General features: G+C 54.6%; 10 protein-coding genes. 5 read left to right on the forward strand and 5 right to left on the reverse strand.

Annotation, left to right across the window (positions count from 1 at the left end; translation table 11 throughout):
• Positions 1-141 precede the first annotated feature (141 nt).
• The 5 genes from LQ945_RS19395 to nagB all read right to left on the reverse strand — a co-directional run bounded on the left by LQ945_RS19395 (position 142) and on the right by nagB (position 5,803).
• Positions 142-1,596, reverse strand: a complete 1,455-nt coding sequence (locus LQ945_RS19395) for a carbohydrate-binding protein (protein ID WP_270101501.1) — start codon at positions 1,594-1,596, stop codon at positions 142-144.
• 180 nt (positions 1,597-1,776) lie between these two features.
• Positions 1,777-2,529 carry an HAD-IIA family hydrolase gene (locus LQ945_RS19400; protein ID WP_020825637.1) on the reverse strand — a complete coding sequence of 251 codons (753 nt, stop codon included), beginning with the start codon at positions 2,527-2,529 and terminating at the stop codon, positions 1,777-1,779.
• A gap of 67 nt (positions 2,530-2,596) precedes the next feature.
• On the reverse strand, positions 2,597-3,817 hold the full coding sequence (gene nagC, locus LQ945_RS19405) for a DNA-binding transcriptional regulator NagC (RefSeq protein ID WP_020825638.1): 1,221 nt from the start codon (positions 3,815-3,817) through the stop codon (positions 2,597-2,599).
• 27 nt (positions 3,818-3,844) lie between these two features.
• Complete coding sequence (gene nagA, locus LQ945_RS19410) at positions 3,845-4,984, reverse strand: N-acetylglucosamine-6-phosphate deacetylase (RefSeq protein WP_044548884.1); 1,140 nt, start codon at positions 4,982-4,984, stop codon at positions 3,845-3,847.
• An 18-nt stretch (positions 4,985-5,002) separates the two neighbouring features.
• The gene (gene nagB, locus LQ945_RS19415) at positions 5,003-5,803 is read right to left on the reverse strand and encodes a glucosamine-6-phosphate deaminase (protein WP_012005664.1); all 801 of its coding nucleotides are present in this window, start codon (positions 5,801-5,803) and stop codon (positions 5,003-5,005) included.
• 335 nt (positions 5,804-6,138) lie between these two features.
• Between nagB and nagE the strand changes: the two genes are divergently transcribed.
• The 5 genes from nagE to LQ945_RS19440 all read left to right on the forward strand — a co-directional run bounded on the left by nagE (position 6,139) and on the right by LQ945_RS19440 (position 15,094).
• Positions 6,139-8,085, forward strand: a complete 1,947-nt coding sequence (gene nagE / locus LQ945_RS19420; RefSeq protein WP_182823472.1) for a PTS N-acetyl glucosamine transporter subunit IIABC — start codon at positions 6,139-6,141, stop codon at positions 8,083-8,085.
• 251 nt (positions 8,086-8,336) lie between these two features.
• On the forward strand, positions 8,337-10,001 hold the full coding sequence (gene glnS / locus LQ945_RS19425) for a glutamine--tRNA ligase (RefSeq protein ID WP_270101502.1): 1,665 nt from the start codon (positions 8,337-8,339) through the stop codon (positions 9,999-10,001).
• A 575-nt stretch (positions 10,002-10,576) separates the two neighbouring features.
• Positions 10,577-11,980, forward strand: coding sequence for a chitoporin ChiP (chiP, locus tag LQ945_RS19430; RefSeq protein WP_020825643.1), 1,404 nt, complete (start codon positions 10,577-10,579; stop codon positions 11,978-11,980).
• A gap of 115 nt (positions 11,981-12,095) precedes the next feature.
• Entirely contained in the window at positions 12,096-12,422 is a 327-nt protein-coding gene (chiQ, locus tag LQ945_RS19435) for a ChiQ/YbfN family lipoprotein (RefSeq protein ID WP_020825644.1), read from the forward strand.
• A gap of 14 nt (positions 12,423-12,436) precedes the next feature.
• Positions 12,437-15,094, forward strand: coding sequence for a family 20 glycosylhydrolase (locus LQ945_RS19440; protein WP_269934401.1), 2,658 nt, complete (start codon positions 12,437-12,439; stop codon positions 15,092-15,094).
• The last annotated feature ends 274 nt before the right edge of the window (positions 15,095-15,368 follow it).

Below are 15,368 nucleotides of genomic sequence, written 5' to 3' on the forward strand. Positions count from 1 at the left end.
GCTGCGCCGAAAAATAGTTGTTTGGGAGGGGGATAAAATTAGCGGATATTCAGTTAACCGCTATTAAAATTAATGAATATTCAATTTTTCAATCGATGGATGAGTTGCCGGATAATTTTACCGGCAACTCATTGCCGACTATCAGGCGGTCAGCTGCCACAGGGTGAAGGCCGCATCCGGCGTCCATCCCGCATTGGAAGTGTGTGCCTGCAGGCAGGTGTATTTCTTGCCTTTATACGTCACTAAATCACCGGCCTTGTAGCTGTGATTGTTCTGCCACTCGGCCACGCCCGGATCGGGAGGCGTACCGCCGTCCGAGGTTTTAACTGCCAGCGCACTGCTCGGCAGCGAAGTATTGCCTTGGTTGTCGGTGGCGGTGACAAAATAGCTGTACTGAGTGGCCGCCGTCAGGCCGCTGTCCTGCAGCGACAGGCTGCCGGTTTGGCCAATGGCGCTGCCGTTACGGTAAACCGTATAGTGGCTAATCGGTTTGACGCTGCTTGCCGCAGCCCAGTTCAACGTCAATGACGTTGCGGTAATCGCGCTGGCGTTCAGCGCGGTAGGCGCTTCAGGCTTTCCCGGCGGCGGGGTGACCCCGCCCTGGATCAGCGCGGCATAACGAGTTTTGAATTCCCAGTTATAGGCCACGCCGGCCTTGCTCTTGCCATTATCCCAGTTCACCGACCAGGTCATCAGGCCCTTAATCGACAAATTTTTGGCGTCAAGGCGCGCGAAAGCGTTATAGACCGCCTGCTTGTCGACCACATAACCGGTGGCGGCGGCGTCATTATTGGTGGGTAAACCGATCACAAATTTGGATGCCGGGATTTTGGTGTAGCCGCGGGTGCCGGTGACCAGGCTTTCGGTCAGGTAATACAGAAAATCTTCTTTCATCGCGTCGTTATTCTGGGTGATCCAGGCGCCTTTGCCGCCATTGGCTTCGTCAACCCAGATACCGTCACCGCCCTGGTTATAATATTGCGGTGCAATAAAATCATAAAACCCTTCGAGCGCGGTAATATAATCCAGGTAAGTCCCGTTAGTCCGCAAATAAGGGAATTCTGGAGCCATGCTGACAATAAAGTTTTTACCTTCGGCGGCATAATGCGCTTTTACTTTTTTCAGTGCGGCAGGCAAAACGGTTTTATTATTGGCTGCACCAATGGCCGCCTGTTCCAGATCGATATCCAGACCGTCAAAACCGTAGGTTTCCACCAGACGGATAATTTCATTGGTCAGCTTGTCTTCATCGCCGGTTTTCAATTCGATATGTGCGTCGGCGCCGCCGAGGGAAATCAGTACCGCGCGGCCCTGGCTGTTCAGTACCCCGACCTGGCGGCGGAACTCGGTATCGGACAGGTTGTAAGGCTTGAAGGTGGGGATACCCACGCCCTTCATAAAGGCTACGGCCACCACGTTATATTCGGCCGGGATATCGGTCAGGTTCATATTGGCGAATTGACCCTGCTGATAACCGTCACTGGCGCCGGCGGCCCAGTTGTGCCAAAAACCCATCATGATTTTTTTATTCGACATATCCGGCATGGCGGCTGCGTCATCTGCAGCTTGTGCATTGATAATATTATCGGAGCTCATAGTAACCTCGTTATTTTAGGTAAGATTAATTCCACACGCCGGCAATAGCGGGTATTGGCGGGGCGTAAATACATAGTGCGGATTTTTAACGAGGGTGGGGTGAAACCTTTCCCGGCCAATAATAAATTAAATTCAAATTGGTGCGAAAATTAAGGGTGGCCGTGATGGCCACCTCAGCGATTAGAAAATATTGATATCGGCAACGGAAGGGAAGATGTAGCTCGGGCGGAACGGCATGGTTTCGACATCGTTCAACGTCGAGACGCCGGACAACACCAGCACGGTTTCCAGACCGGCCTGGAAGCCCGCCAGGATATCGGTGCGCAGGTTGTCGCCGACGATCACCGTTTCTTCCGAATGCGCCTGCATTTTGTTGAGCGCGGCGCGGATGATCCATGGGCTGGGTTTGCCCACGTAAAATGGCTTGCGGCCGGTGATTTTCTCGATCGGGGCGCACAGTGCGCCGCAGGCCGGCACAAAGCCATGGCCGTGAGTATCCGGGTTGGTCGCGATAAAGCGCGCGCCGTTATTCACGAAGTAGGCGGCCTTATGCATCATGTCCCAGTTGTAGGAGCGGGTTTCCCCGACAATCACGAAGTCCGGGTTGATGTCGGTAATGGTGAAACCGGCTTTATACAATTCGTGGATCAGCGCGCCTTCACCCACCACGTAGGCCTTTTTGCCTTCCTGACGGCGCAGGAAATCGGCGGTGGCCATGGCGGAGGTATAAAACGCGCTTTCCGGGACTTCAAGCCCGGCGGCGGAGAAGCGGTTCGCCAGATCCTGTGCGGTCTGCGACGGGTAGTTGGTCAGCACCACCAGCGGCATGCCCTGTTCCTGAATGCGCGCCAGGAAAAGATCGGCGCCGGGAACCGGCGTGTTGTCATGCAGCAGCACGCCGTCGATATCACATATAACGTTTTTGATTGTCATTGTTGCTGTTTCTCATGATTGGCGGCAGGCAAAACGCGAAGATAACACACCTGCCTTAGGCGGCGGATCAGCTTTCCAGCAATCGCTGCAATAGTACGCCGTTGAGCATTGCCCGCTTGGCCAGGGCGAAAGCCCCGATCGCCGAGCGATGATTGAGTTCGGAGGTGACCACCGGCAGGTTCTTGCGGAAGTCCTTCAGCACCTGAGTATTGATGCAGCTTTGGATCGCCGGCAGCAGCACTTTTTCCGCCTCGGTAATTTCACCGGCGATCACCACTTTCTGCGGATTAAACAGGTTAATGGCAATGGCTACGGCTTTGCCGAGGTAGCGGCCGACGTGCTCGATCACTTCGCTGGCCAGCAGGTCACCGCGGTTGGCGGCCTTGCAGATGGCGGAGATGCTGCAGTCGTCGAGTGTCAGCTTGCTGGGGTAGCCCTGAGTCAGTAACTGGCGCACGCGGTGTTCAATCGCGGCATTGGCGGCAACGGTTTCCAGACAGCCGAAGTTGCCGCAGTGGCAGCGTTCGCCCAGCGGGTCGATCTGAATATGGCCGATTTCGCCGACGTTGCCGTTATTGCCCAGGAAAATCTGGCCGTTGACGATAATGCCGGCACCGGTGCCGCGGTGCAGACGTACCAGAATGGAATCTTCACAGTCGCGGGTGGCGCCAAAATAGTGTTCGGCCAAAGCCAGGCTGCGGATGTCATGGCCAACAAAGCTGGTGACGTTAAAGCGTTGCTGCAGGTTGTCTACCAGCGGCCAGTTGCTGACGCTGATGTGCGGCATGTAGCGCACCACACCGAGCGCCGGGTCAACCAGACCGGGCAGGATCACCGCGATGGCGATCAGTTCGCGCAGCTTGCGTTGGTAGTCTTCGATAAACTGCGCAATGGCGGTGAACAGCGCATTTTCCAGTGTTTCCTGGGTCCTTTCCGGCAGCGGATAGTGCTCTTCACCGAGCGATTTTCCGCTCATGTCGTACAGGGTGATGGTGGCATCGTGACGGCCAAGGCGTACGGCCACGGTGTGGAAATGCCGGGTTTCGGAGACAATGGAAATGGCGCGGCGGCCGCCGGTAGAGGCTTGCTGATCGACTTCTTTGATCAGCCCGCGCTCTAACAGCTGGCGAGTAATTTTAGTGACGCTGGCGGGCGCTAGCTGGCTCAGTTCGGCTATTTGAATGCGCGAGATCGGACCCTGTTGGTCGATCAGGCGGTAAACCGCCGCGCCGTTGAGTTGTTTGACTAAGTCAACGTTCCCTATCTGTGCCTGTCCGCCAGTACTCATCAATAATTTTACTCGCTGTTCATGAAATTAAACCTCGTTACCGTTAACGAGCGTTTTGGTGATGCTAAAGTCGCGGGTAAACGCAGTCAGGTTTGCCACCTTACCGGCTTCGATCGTACCTAAACGATCGTCTACGCCGATAGCACGCGCCGGATAGAGTGTTGCCATACGCAGCGCTTCATCCAACGCGATGCCGACATGTTCAACGCTGTTTTTCAACGCGTCAATCATGGTCAGCGCAGATCCGCTCAGGGTGCCGTTCTCATCCACGCACAGCCCATCGCGATAGTATATTGTTTTACCGGCGAAAATAAATTGGTCAATATCGGCACCCGCCGGGGCGGTGGCGTCGGTGACCAGCACCAATTTATCACCTTTCATGCGTTTGGCGTTACGGATACTCGCCCAGGCCACGTGATGGCCGTCGGCGATAATGCCGGTATAGACTTCAGGCGTGTCGAAAATCGCCCCCATCAGCCCCGGTTCGCGCCCGGTGATATACGGCATGGCGTTATACAGGTGAGTGGCGAAGGTGATGCCGGCAGCAAAACCGGTGCGGGCCTGTTCGTAAGTCGCATTCGAGTGACCGGCGGACACCACGATACCGGCGTCGGTCAGCTGCTTGATAAAGTGCGGCTCTACCATTTCCGGCGCCAGCGTCACCTTGGTGATCACATCGGCATTCGCACACAGATAGTCGATCATCTCTTGGGTTGGCTTGCGGATAAACGCCGGGTTATGGGTGCCTTTTTTCAACGGGCTAAGGTACGGCCCTTCAAGGTGCAGACCCAGCGCCTGGTTCTGGTGCTTTTTCAGATAAGCGCGCATCACTTCGATGCTGTGCTTCATAAATTCGTCGCTGCTGGTGATCAGCGTCGGCAGATAGCTGGTACAGCCGGATTTTTCGTTGGCACGCTGCATAATTTCCAGCGTCTCTTCCGAAATGGCGTCCAGAGAATCGTTAAATTGAACGCCGCCGCAGCCGTTAAGCTGCACGTCGATCAAACCGGGGGCCAGGATAGCGCCACCCAGATCGCGCGTTTCAATGCCGGCCGGCAGTTCAGCCAGCGGGCAAACTCGTTCAATCAGCCCATCAGCGATTACCACTGCATGGTCGTCAAGTACGTCGTGGCCGGTAAAAATACGGCCGTGGGTTAAAGCGAACATCGTAGCCCCCTGCAGGAATTAAAGACTCTTCACGCTTTCCGCTTCTAATTCGCGGAAATACTTAACGGTTTTGACTTTCAGCTCCATGGTGGATGGCTCATCGCACACCACAACGGCCTTGGCATGCAGCTGCAGGCAGCTGATGGTCCACATGTGGTTGATGTTGCCTTCCACAGCGGCTTCCAGCGCCTGAGCCTTGGCGTGCCCGGTGACCAGAATCATCACTTCCTCTGCGTCGAGCAGCGTGCCCACGCCCACGGTCAGTGCAAACTTCGGTACCAGGCTAACGTCGCCGCCAAAGAAGCGGGAGTTGGCGATACGGGTATCTTCGGTCAGGGTTTTGATGCGAGTGCGCGATGCCAGAGATGAAGCCGGCTCGTTAAACGCAATATGACCGTCGATGCCAACGCCACCCATGAACAGGTTGATCTTGCCGTAGGATTTGATTTTCGCTTCGTACTGGCGGCACTCGGCGTCAACGTCCGGTGCATTACCATTCAGCAGGTTGATATTTTCGCTTGGGATATCAACGTGATCAAAGAAATTACGGTACATGAAGGTATGATAGCTTTCCGGGTGTTCCTGCGGTAGGCCAACGTATTCATCCATGTTGAAAGTCACCACATGCTTAAAGCTTACTTCACCTGCTTTGTGCATCGCAATCAGATGTTTGTACGCTTCCAGCGGAGTACCGCCGGTTGGCAGGCCGAGCACAAATGGACGCTCCGCAGTAGGCTTGAATGCGTTGATGCGCTGGACGATATGGCGTGCGGCCCATTTGCCGACTTGTGCAGTATCTTTCAGTGGGATAAGTCTCATCTAACACCTCTTGGGGTAAGTAAACTAAAGCTATACTGGTTCGTGCCTGAACGAGAGTCTTAAGCCTAACCCAGGTTTATGATTCTCACGTGATGCGTCAGGTTCGATGATTTTTTTAATGATAAAATAAGTTTTGTGTGATGGCTAGCAATGTGGCAGCTTAAGACTGCTTTTTGGTGATATAAATCACAAAAAAGGAGGTTTTAATTTGCGATACGAAATAATTTTTTTACACTCCACTTTGTTGTCGTTCGTCCAGAGTTAATCGCAGTGTGTGATGGCGCTAGCGTAAAATATGATAAAGCCCATAAAAGGGCATTAGGGGGAATATTAAGGTGAACATACTCGGCTTTTTCCAAAGATTGGGCAGGTCGTTGCAACTGCCAATCGCAGTACTGCCCGTGGCGGCGCTTTTGCTCCGCTTCGGCCAGCCCGACTTACTCAATATTTCGTTCATCGCACAGGCCGGTGGATCAATCTTTGATAATTTGGCGTTGATTTTCGCTATCGGTGTGGCAGCAACCTGGTCGAAAGACAATGCCGGTTCAGCCGCACTGGCGGGTGCGGTAGGTTACTTCATCCTGACCAAAGCGATGGTCACCATCAACCCGGCGATCAATATGGGCGTGCTGGCCGGTATTATTACCGGTCTGGTGGGCGGTGCGGTTTATAACCGCTGGTCCGGCATCAAACTGCCTGAGTTCCTTTCCTTCTTCGGCGGTAAACGCTTCGTTCCTATCGCCACCGGCTTTTTCTGTTTAATCCTTGCGGCGATCTTTGGTTATATCTGGCCACCGGTTCAGAATGCCATCCACGCCGGCGGTGAATGGATTGTGTCCATGGGCGCGGTGGGTTCCGGCATCTTCGGTTTCGTTAACCGTCTGCTGATCCCAACCGGCTTGCATCAGGTATTGAACACCATCGCCTGGTTCCAGATTGGTGAATTCACCAATGCCGCGGGCACCATCTTCCACGGTGACATCAACCGCTTCTACGCGGGCGACGGCACTGCCGGGATGTTCATGTCCGGCTTCTTCCCAATCATGATGTTCGGTTTGCCGGGTGCGGCACTGGCCATGTATTTCGCTGCGCCGAAAGAGCGTCGCCCAATGGTTGGCGGTATGTTGCTGTCTGTGGCACTGACCGCGTTCCTGACCGGCGTGACCGAGCCGCTTGAATTCCTGTTCATGTTCCTGGCTCCGCTGCTGTATCTGGTCCATGCCATTTTGACCGGTATCAGCCTGTTTGTAGCTACCCTGCTGGGTATTCATGCCGGCTTCTCCTTCTCTGCAGGCGCCATCGACTATGTGTTGATGTACAACCTGCCGGCCGCCAGTAAAAACGTCTGGATGCTGGTCCTGATGGGTCTGGTCGCCTTCGCGGTCTACTTCGTTCTGTTCTCCGTCATTATCCGTGCGTTCAACCTGAAAACGCCGGGTCGCGAAGATGCGTCTGACGATATCGTCGCACCGGAAGCCAACAGCAATACCGATGAAGGTCTGCGCGCTCTGTCTCGTAGCTATATCGGTGCCATCGGCGGTTCAGACAACCTGACCGGCATTGATGCCTGCATTACCCGTCTGCGTCTGAGCGTGAAAGATTCTTCGAAAGTGCTCGATGCAAGCTGCAAACGTCTGGGTGCTTCCGGCGTGGTGAAACTGAACAAGCAAACCGTTCAGGTGATTGTGGGTTCTAAAGCGGAAGCCATTGCCGACGGCATGCGTGCGGTTATTGCAGCCGGCCCGGTTCCTGCGGCAGAAGTGGCACCGGCAGCCGGTGTGACCGCAGTTAAATCACAGGCGGTGCCTAACGCGCCGAAAGTGGCCTTCGAGTCGCTGGTGGCTCCGGTCACCGGTGAAGTGGTGGCGCTGGATCAGGTGCCTGACGAAGCCTTTGCCAGCAAAGCGGTAGGCGACGGTTTGGCGATTCGCCCAACGGATAAAACCGTCGTGGCGCCAGCTGACGGCACCATCGTGAAAATCTTCAACACCAACCACGCCTTCTGCCTGGAAACGGACAAGGGGGCGGAGATTGTGGTGCACATGGGCATCGATACCGTGGCATTGAACGGTCAGGGCTTCAAACGCCTGGTTGAAGAGGGCGCTGAGGTGAAAGCCGGCCAGCCAATCCTTGAACTGGATCTGGACTTCCTGAACGCCAACGCCCGCTCGATGATAAGCCCGGTAGTGGTCAGCAACGCTGACGATTACGCCGGTCTGTCGGCGCTGGCGACCGGTTCTGTGGTCGCAGGCCAGACCAAACTGTTTGAGATCCAAAAGTAAACCGATTTACCTGAGTAGTACCCGGGGTGTTTAACGAGTCATGACGGAACGCACCCTACCTTTGGCGGGAAGAGAGCAATCTCTTCCCGCTTTTTTATGGGCGACAGGTAACGAAAGCTGCCCCGTTGTGGTGCTGCGATCTGTTGTGGTGCAACGTCCCGCATTTTTCGTGAAACAAACGGTTGTTTCCGGGCGTGGCTTGTTGGATCATAGGCGGTTATGTGTAGCGCTTTGCATTGAGGAATAGTGAAATGAGTGAGGCTGAAGCCCGCCCAACCAATTTTATCCGTCAGATCGTCGATGAAGATCTGGCGTCAGGGAAACACGCGTCGGTACATACCCGTTTCCCGCCGGAGCCGAATGGCTATCTGCATATCGGCCATGCAAAATCCATTTGTCTGAACTTCGGCATTGCCCGTGACTACCAGGGCCAGTGCAACCTGCGTTTCGATGACACCAACCCGGTGAAAGAAGATATCGAGTTCGTTGAGTCGATCAAACACGACGTGGAGTGGCTGGGCTTTGAGTGGAGCGGCAATGTCCGTTACTCCTCAGATTACTTCGATCAGCTGCACCAGTATGCGGTAGAGCTGATTAACAAAGGGCTGGCCTACGTCGACGAGCTGTCGCCTGAGCAAATCCGCGAATATCGCGGCAGCCTGACCTCGCCGGGCAAAGACAGTCCGTACCGGGGTCGCAGCGTGGAAGAGAACCTGGCGCTGTTTGAAAAAATGCGCAACGGCGAATTCGCCGAAGGTAGCGCCTGCCTGCGCGCCAAGATCGACATGGCTTCGCCGTTTATCGTGATGCGCGATCCTGTGCTGTACCGCATCAAGTTCGCGGAACACCACCAGACCGGCAACAAATGGTGCATCTACCCGATGTACGATTTCACCCACTGCATTTCCGATGCGCTGGAAGGGATCACCCATTCGCTGTGTACGCTGGAGTTCCAGGACAACCGTCGTCTGTATGACTGGGTGTTGGACAACATCACCATCCCTTGTCATCCGCGTCAGTACGAATTCTCACGCCTTAATCTCGAGTACGCCATCATGTCTAAGCGCAAGCTGAACCAGTTGGTGACCGAGAAAATCGTTGAGGGCTGGGATGACCCGCGTATGCCGACAGTTTCCGGCCTGCGTCGCCGTGGCTATACCGCTGCGTCCATCCGCGAGTTCTGCCAGCGTATCGGCGTGACCAAGCAGGAAAACAACGTCGAAATGATGGCGCTCGAAGCCTGCATTCGTGAAGAGCTGAACGAAAACGCGCCGCGTGCGATGGCCGTGCTGGATCCGGTGAAGGTCGTCATCGAAAATATGACCTCCGGCGTGGAAATGGTGACCATGCCTAACCACCCGAGCAAGCCGGAGATGGGCAGCCGTGAGGTGCCGTTCAGCCGCGAGGTTTATATCGACCGTGCTGACTTCCGCGAAGAAGCCAACAAGCAGTACAAGCGTCTGGTACTGGGGAAAGAAGTGCGTCTGCGCAATGCCTACGTGATCAAGGCTGAACGCGTCGAGAAAGATGCTGAAGGCGAGATCACCACCATCTTCTGCAGCTACGATGCGGACACTTTGAGTAAAGATCCTGCCGATGGCCGCAAGGTGAAGGGCGTGATCCACTGGGTGTCTGCTGAGCATGCATTGCCGGCGGAAATTCGCGTGTACGACCGTCTGTTCAGCGTGCCGAATCCGGCGGCGGCAGAGGACTTCCTCGCCACCATCAACCCGGAGTCGCTGGTTATCAAGCACGGCTTCGTGGAGCCTAGCCTGGCTGCCGCACAGCCGGAAAAAGCCTATCAGTTCGAGCGAGAAGGTTATTTCTGTGCCGATAACCGTTACTCCTCGGCTGAGCACCTGGTGTTTAACCGCACCGTTGGCCTGCGCGACACCTGGGCTAAACTGGGTGCCTGATTGATCAACGGCTAATACCCCAAGAGCGCAACTTCGGTTGCGCTTTTTTTATGCCTGCGCCATTTCCCCCCTCCCGCTGCGATGTTGTTCCTTCAATCCTCTTTTAAATTTTTATCTGACCGTTGTAACAGTAATTTCTTGATATAAATCATCGCTCATATAACATTGTCTTATATATTCGTGATGCGAATTAATGTCATCTGGAGAGCGCTCTCATATTTTTTCTTCTGGCTGACTTTTTTGATTCGGCTGAAACCATTAATCGTCTCTTATTGACCTTGTATCGTTGTTTATTCTGATTTTATTGAATTTTTTATTCGACAGCCTCTTTGCATACCCACGTAACAAAATCTCATCGATATGTGCTCTTTGTCATACTTTGACAAATCTCTCTGATATTTCATTTGATAATTCGCGTCGCGAAAAATAGTCTGTCTGTAGCAATAAGTGCTGTGGGAATTTAGCCCATCGGCAATATTTTTTACCCGGTTGGGTTTTTTATTGGCAGTCGTGCAGGGCAGTGGTGAACACGGGCGGCTGCAACTTTTAAAGTTAAGTCAAAGAGGAATTTCATTATGGGTACGCACGGTGCTCAGCGTAAAACGCTGGCGCTCGCAGTCGCGGGTGCGCTGTTGGGAACAGGGTTTGCCATGGCCCCTGAGGCGAAAGCCGCAGGATTTATCGATGACTCCACGATGACCGGCGGTGTTTACTACTGGCAACGTGAGCGTGACCGTAAAGATCTCAATCCGACCAGTGACGATTACAATAAATACACCACCAACTTGTCGCATTCGACGGCCAACCTGAGCCTGGATTTTGCCTCGGGCTATGCCTGGGACATGTTCGGCCTGGACGTGGGCGCCTTTACCGCCATCGAGCTGGCTGAATCCAGCGCTAGCGGCCACCCGAATGAAATCGCGTTCTCCTCCAAAAACCGTACCTACGATGAAGACTACTCCGGCGACAAAGGCGGCATCAGCCTGTATAAAGCCGCCGGTAAATTCAAATATGGCCCCGTCTGGGCACGTGGCGGTTATATCCAGCCAAGTGGCCAAACTCTGTTGGCGCCGCATTGGAGCTTTATGCCGGGTACCTATCAGGGTGCAGAGGCCGGTGCCAAGTTTGACTACGGTGATGCCGGTGAGTTGAGCTTCTCTTACATGTGGACCAATAAATATAAAGCGCCATGGCATATCGAAATGGACGACTTCCGCCAGAACGATAAAAAAACCGGTGTCTCCTATCTGCACTCGCTGGGTGCCAAATACGACTTCAAAAACGATTTGGTGCTGGAGGCGGCATTCGGCCAAGCCCAGGGCTATGTGAATCAGTACTTCACCAAGGCGTCTTATAAATTCGATCTGGTGGGCAACCCGCTGACCACCAGCTACCAGTTCTACGGCACCGAAGACCGCATTAACGACAAGAACGACCCGAACAGCATTTACGACGGTCTGGCCTGGCTGCAAGCACTGACCTTTGGTTACACCACCGGCCAGTTCAACTGGCGCCTGGAAGGCACCATGGTCAAAGCCGAAGGCAACCAGGGCTACTTCCTGCAACGCATGACGCCAACCTACGCTTCTTCTAACGGCCGCCTCGACGTGTGGTGGGATAACCGTTCCGACTTTAACGCCAACGGCGAAAAAGCGGTTTATGCCGGGGTGATGTACGACCTGAGCAACTGGAACCTGCCGGGCATGGCGGTGGGCGGTTCTTACGTTTACGCCTGGGACGCCAAACCGAGCACCAACCCTATGTACGATCAGAGCCAGCGCCTGAAAGAGAGCGCCTGGAGCCTGGATGCCATGTACACCATTCAGGAAGGTCGCGCCAAAGGCACGCTGCTTAAACTGCACTACACCCAATACGACAACCACACCAATATCCCAAGCTGGGGCGGGGGTTACGGCAACATCTTCCAGGACGAGAAAGACGTCAAATTCATGGTTATCGCGCCATTCACCATTTTCTAAAACATACCTTACAGCTTTCAGGTTGCAGCCAGTGCAGCTAGCAACGCTGCGGCTTGAAAGATGACCGGTATCTTCCCCGGCGGCAGCGCCGGGGTCATTTAACGGGAATAAAACGATGAAAAAAATCATGATGATGTTGGCTGCGGTAGCCACGCTGAGCGCCTGCGTACAGCCGGCGGCCCCGCCGGAAGATGCCAAATTGAAACAGGCCTACAGCGCCTGCATCAACACCGCAGAGGGCTCACCGGAAAAACTGCAGTCATGCCAGGCGGTGTTGAACGTACTGAAACAAGAGAAGCAGCATCAACAGTTCGCCGAGAAAGAAACGGTGCGGGTGATGGATTATCAAAACTGCATTCAGGCGGTTCACAGCGGTAACGGCCAGGCTTATGACGCCAAATGTGGCCAGATTTGGAAAGAGATCCGCGATAACAACAATTAAGGATGATGCTGAAAATGAATAAATTCAAATTGAGCGCGCTTGCCGCGTTGACGGCAACCGTTGGATTATTTGGCAGCGTGGGGAACGCGATGGCCAATCAACCGCTGGTGGATCAACTGAGCCAGCTGAAACTGAATTTGAAAATGGTCGATAACCGGGCCGCCGAAAACGGCCTGGATTGCGGCAAGCTGGGGGCCGATTGGGCGGCCTGCAACAAGCTGCTGATTGGCCTGACCAACGACAATCAGGAGATCAAAGGTCAGGACTGGGCGATTTACTTCCACAGCGCCCGTCAGACCCTGCGGGTGGATAACGATCAGTTCAAGATAGCTCACCTGACCGGTGATCTGTACAAGCTGGAGCCTACCGACAAATTTACCGGTTTCCCGGCGGGGAAAACGGTAGAAATCCCGATTATTACTGAATATTGGCAACTGTTTAAAACCGACTTCGTGCCGCGCTGGTACGCCACTTCGGGCGATGCCAAGCCAAAAATTCTGATCAATACCGATACCGAAGATCTGAACCAGTTCGTTGCGCCGTTCACCGGCGACCAGTGGAAGCGCACCAAAGACGACAATAACATCCTGATGACGCCGGCCTCGCGCTTCACGAAAAACGCCGAGCTAAAAACTTTACCCACCGCGTCGTTACGCGGTCAGGTAGTGCCAACGCCGCTGCAGGTTAAAGTGCATGCGCAGGATGTGGATCTGAGCAAAGGCGTTGCGTTGGAGCTGAGTGCATTGTCCAAACCGGCGGCAGACGCCGTAGCCCAGCGTTTCGCGCTGTTGGGAATAACCAGTAACGCAGCCGGTTATCCGATCAAAACCGATATTCAACCAGGAAAATTCAAAGGTGAACTGGCGGTGCCGGGAGCCTATGAGCTGAAAATAGGCAATCAGGAAGCGCGAGTCATCGGCTTCGATCAGGCCGGGGTGTTTTATGGCTTGCAGTCGATTCTGTCATTGGTACCTACCGACGGCAGCGCCAAAATCGCCACGCTGGAGGCCAAAGATGCGCCGCGCTTCCAGTATCGCGGCATCTTCCTGGATGTAGCGCGTAACTTCCACCAGAAAGATGCGGTGTTGCGCCTGCTGGACCAAATGGCGGCGTACAAACTCAATAAATTCCATTTCCATCTGAGTGATGACGAAGGCTGGCGTATTGCCATTCCGGGCTTGCCGGAGCTGACCGAGGTCGGGGGGCAGCGTTGCCACGATCTGAGCGAAACCACCTGCCTGTTGCCGCAGTATGGCCAGGGTCCCGAGGTTTACGGCGGCTTCTTCTCTCGCCAGGATTACATCGACATCATCAAATACGCCAAGGCGCGCCAGATTGAAGTGATCCCGGAAATCGATATGCCGGCGCATGCCCGTGCGGCGGTGGTCTCAATGGAAGCTCGCTATAAGAAACTGCATGCCGCCGGTAAAGAACAAGAAGCCAACGAGTTCCGATTGGTGGATCCAACCGATACCTCTAACACCACCTCGGTGCAGTACTTTAACCGCCAAAGCTACCTCAATCCTTGCCTGGATTCGTCCAAGCGCTTTGTCGACAAGGTGATCGGCGAGATTGCCCAGATGCATAAAGAGGCCGGGCAACCGTTGAGCACCTGGCACTTTGGCGGAGATGAGGCGAAAAATATCAGGTTGGGTGCCGGTTATACCGATGTGAACAAGCCGGAAGCCGGCAAAGGCATCATCGATCAGAGCAAAGAAGACAAGCCATGGGCGAAATCTCAGGTCTGCCAGGCGATGATCAAAGAGGGCAAGGTCGCCGATATGGAGCATCTGCCAAGCTACTTCGGGGTGGAAGTCAGCCAATTGGTGAAAGCGCACGGGATCGACAGAATGCAAGCCTGGCAGGATGGCCTGAAAGATGCGAAAAACGCCAAGGCCTTTGCTACCCAACGTGTCGGGGTTAACTTCTGGGATACGCTGTATTGGGGCGGGTTCGACAGTGCCAACGACTGGTCCAACAAGGGATACGAGCTGATCCTCTCAAACCCGGATTATGTCTACATGGACTTCCCGTATGAGGTGAACCCGGACGAGCGCGGTTACTACTGGGGAACGCGTTTCAGCGACGAGCAGAAAATGTTCAGCTTTGCGCCAAACAACTTGCCGCAAAACGCCGAAACCTCGGTTGATCGCGACGGTAATCACTTTACCGCCAAGAGCGACAAACCCTGGCCGGGGGCTTACGGTATTTCCGCGCAGATGTGGAGCGAAACCCAGCGTACCGACGAACAAATGGAGTACATGATCTTCCCTCGTTCGTTGTCGGTGGCCGAGCGCGCATGGCACCGGGCAGATTGGGAGCAGGATTACCGGGCGGGCCGGGAGTATAAAGGCGGCGAAACCCACTTCATCGATACCAAGAAACTGGACCGGGATTGGCTGCGCTTCGCCAACCTGCTCGGTCAGCGTGAGCTGGCAAAACTGGACAAAGGTGGCGTGAGCTACCGGTTGCCGGTGCCAGGCGCCCGAGTGGTGGGGGGCAAGCTGGAAGCCAATATTTCGCTGCCGGGTCTGGGCATCGAGTATTCCACCGACGGTGGCAAGCAATGGCAACGTTATGATGCCAAGGCCAAGCCTGAGGTTAGCGGTGAAGTGCAAATCCGCGCGGTGAGCCCGGATGGCAAGCGTTACAGTCGCGCCGAGAAAGTGTAAATCTGAAACCTGGCCCGCTGTTCGCAGGCGGGCCGTTATCTAACAACCGTAGCCGCGACCGGCGTGCCGCTGCGTGGTGTGTTCAGACCCGGTCTGGACGTTGTTTTTCGATAGCCTATTGTTGCTTGAATATGAGCTGTAACGAGTTTACTCATCCGCGTGTCGGCGGGTGAGTTGACGCTGAAGGTGTCCAAGTGGGGAACGAGAGAAGTGCTGTAGAGAAGTGCCGCTGCAATTGTTGTCTTTAACGCTGTTAACTTTCCCCGGCCTGTCC

It is taken from the genome of Serratia liquefaciens (genome assembly GCF_027594825.1).
Taxonomy (GTDB): domain Bacteria; phylum Pseudomonadota; class Gammaproteobacteria; order Enterobacterales; family Enterobacteriaceae; genus Serratia; species Serratia liquefaciens_A.

Bases quoted from the DNA above. Each gene is read 5' to 3' on its own strand.
- chiQ (WP_020825644.1), top strand. From the start codon at position 12,096: ATGAAAAAAATCATGATGATGTTGGCTGCGGTAGCCACGCTGAGCGCC.
- nagB (WP_012005664.1), bottom strand. From the start codon at position 5,803: ATGAGACTTATCCCACTGAAAGATACTGCACAAGTCGGCAAATGGGCC.
- nagC (WP_020825638.1), bottom strand. From the start codon at position 3,817: ATGAGTACTGGCGGACAGGCACAGATAGGGAACGTTGACTTAGTCAAA.
- LQ945_RS19440 (WP_269934401.1), top strand. From the start codon at position 12,437: ATGAATAAATTCAAATTGAGCGCGCTTGCCGCGTTGACGGCAACCGTT.
- nagA (WP_044548884.1), bottom strand. From the start codon at position 4,984: ATGTTCGCTTTAACCCACGGCCGTATTTTTACCGGCCACGACGTACTT.
- LQ945_RS19400 (WP_020825637.1), bottom strand. From the start codon at position 2,529: ATGACAATCAAAAACGTTATATGTGATATCGACGGCGTGCTGCTGCAT.
- LQ945_RS19395 (WP_270101501.1), bottom strand. From the start codon at position 1,596: ATGAGCTCCGATAATATTATCAATGCACAAGCTGCAGATGACGCAGCC.
- chiP (WP_020825643.1), top strand. From the start codon at position 10,577: ATGGGTACGCACGGTGCTCAGCGTAAAACGCTGGCGCTCGCAGTCGCG.
- glnS (WP_270101502.1), top strand. From the start codon at position 8,337: ATGAGTGAGGCTGAAGCCCGCCCAACCAATTTTATCCGTCAGATCGTC.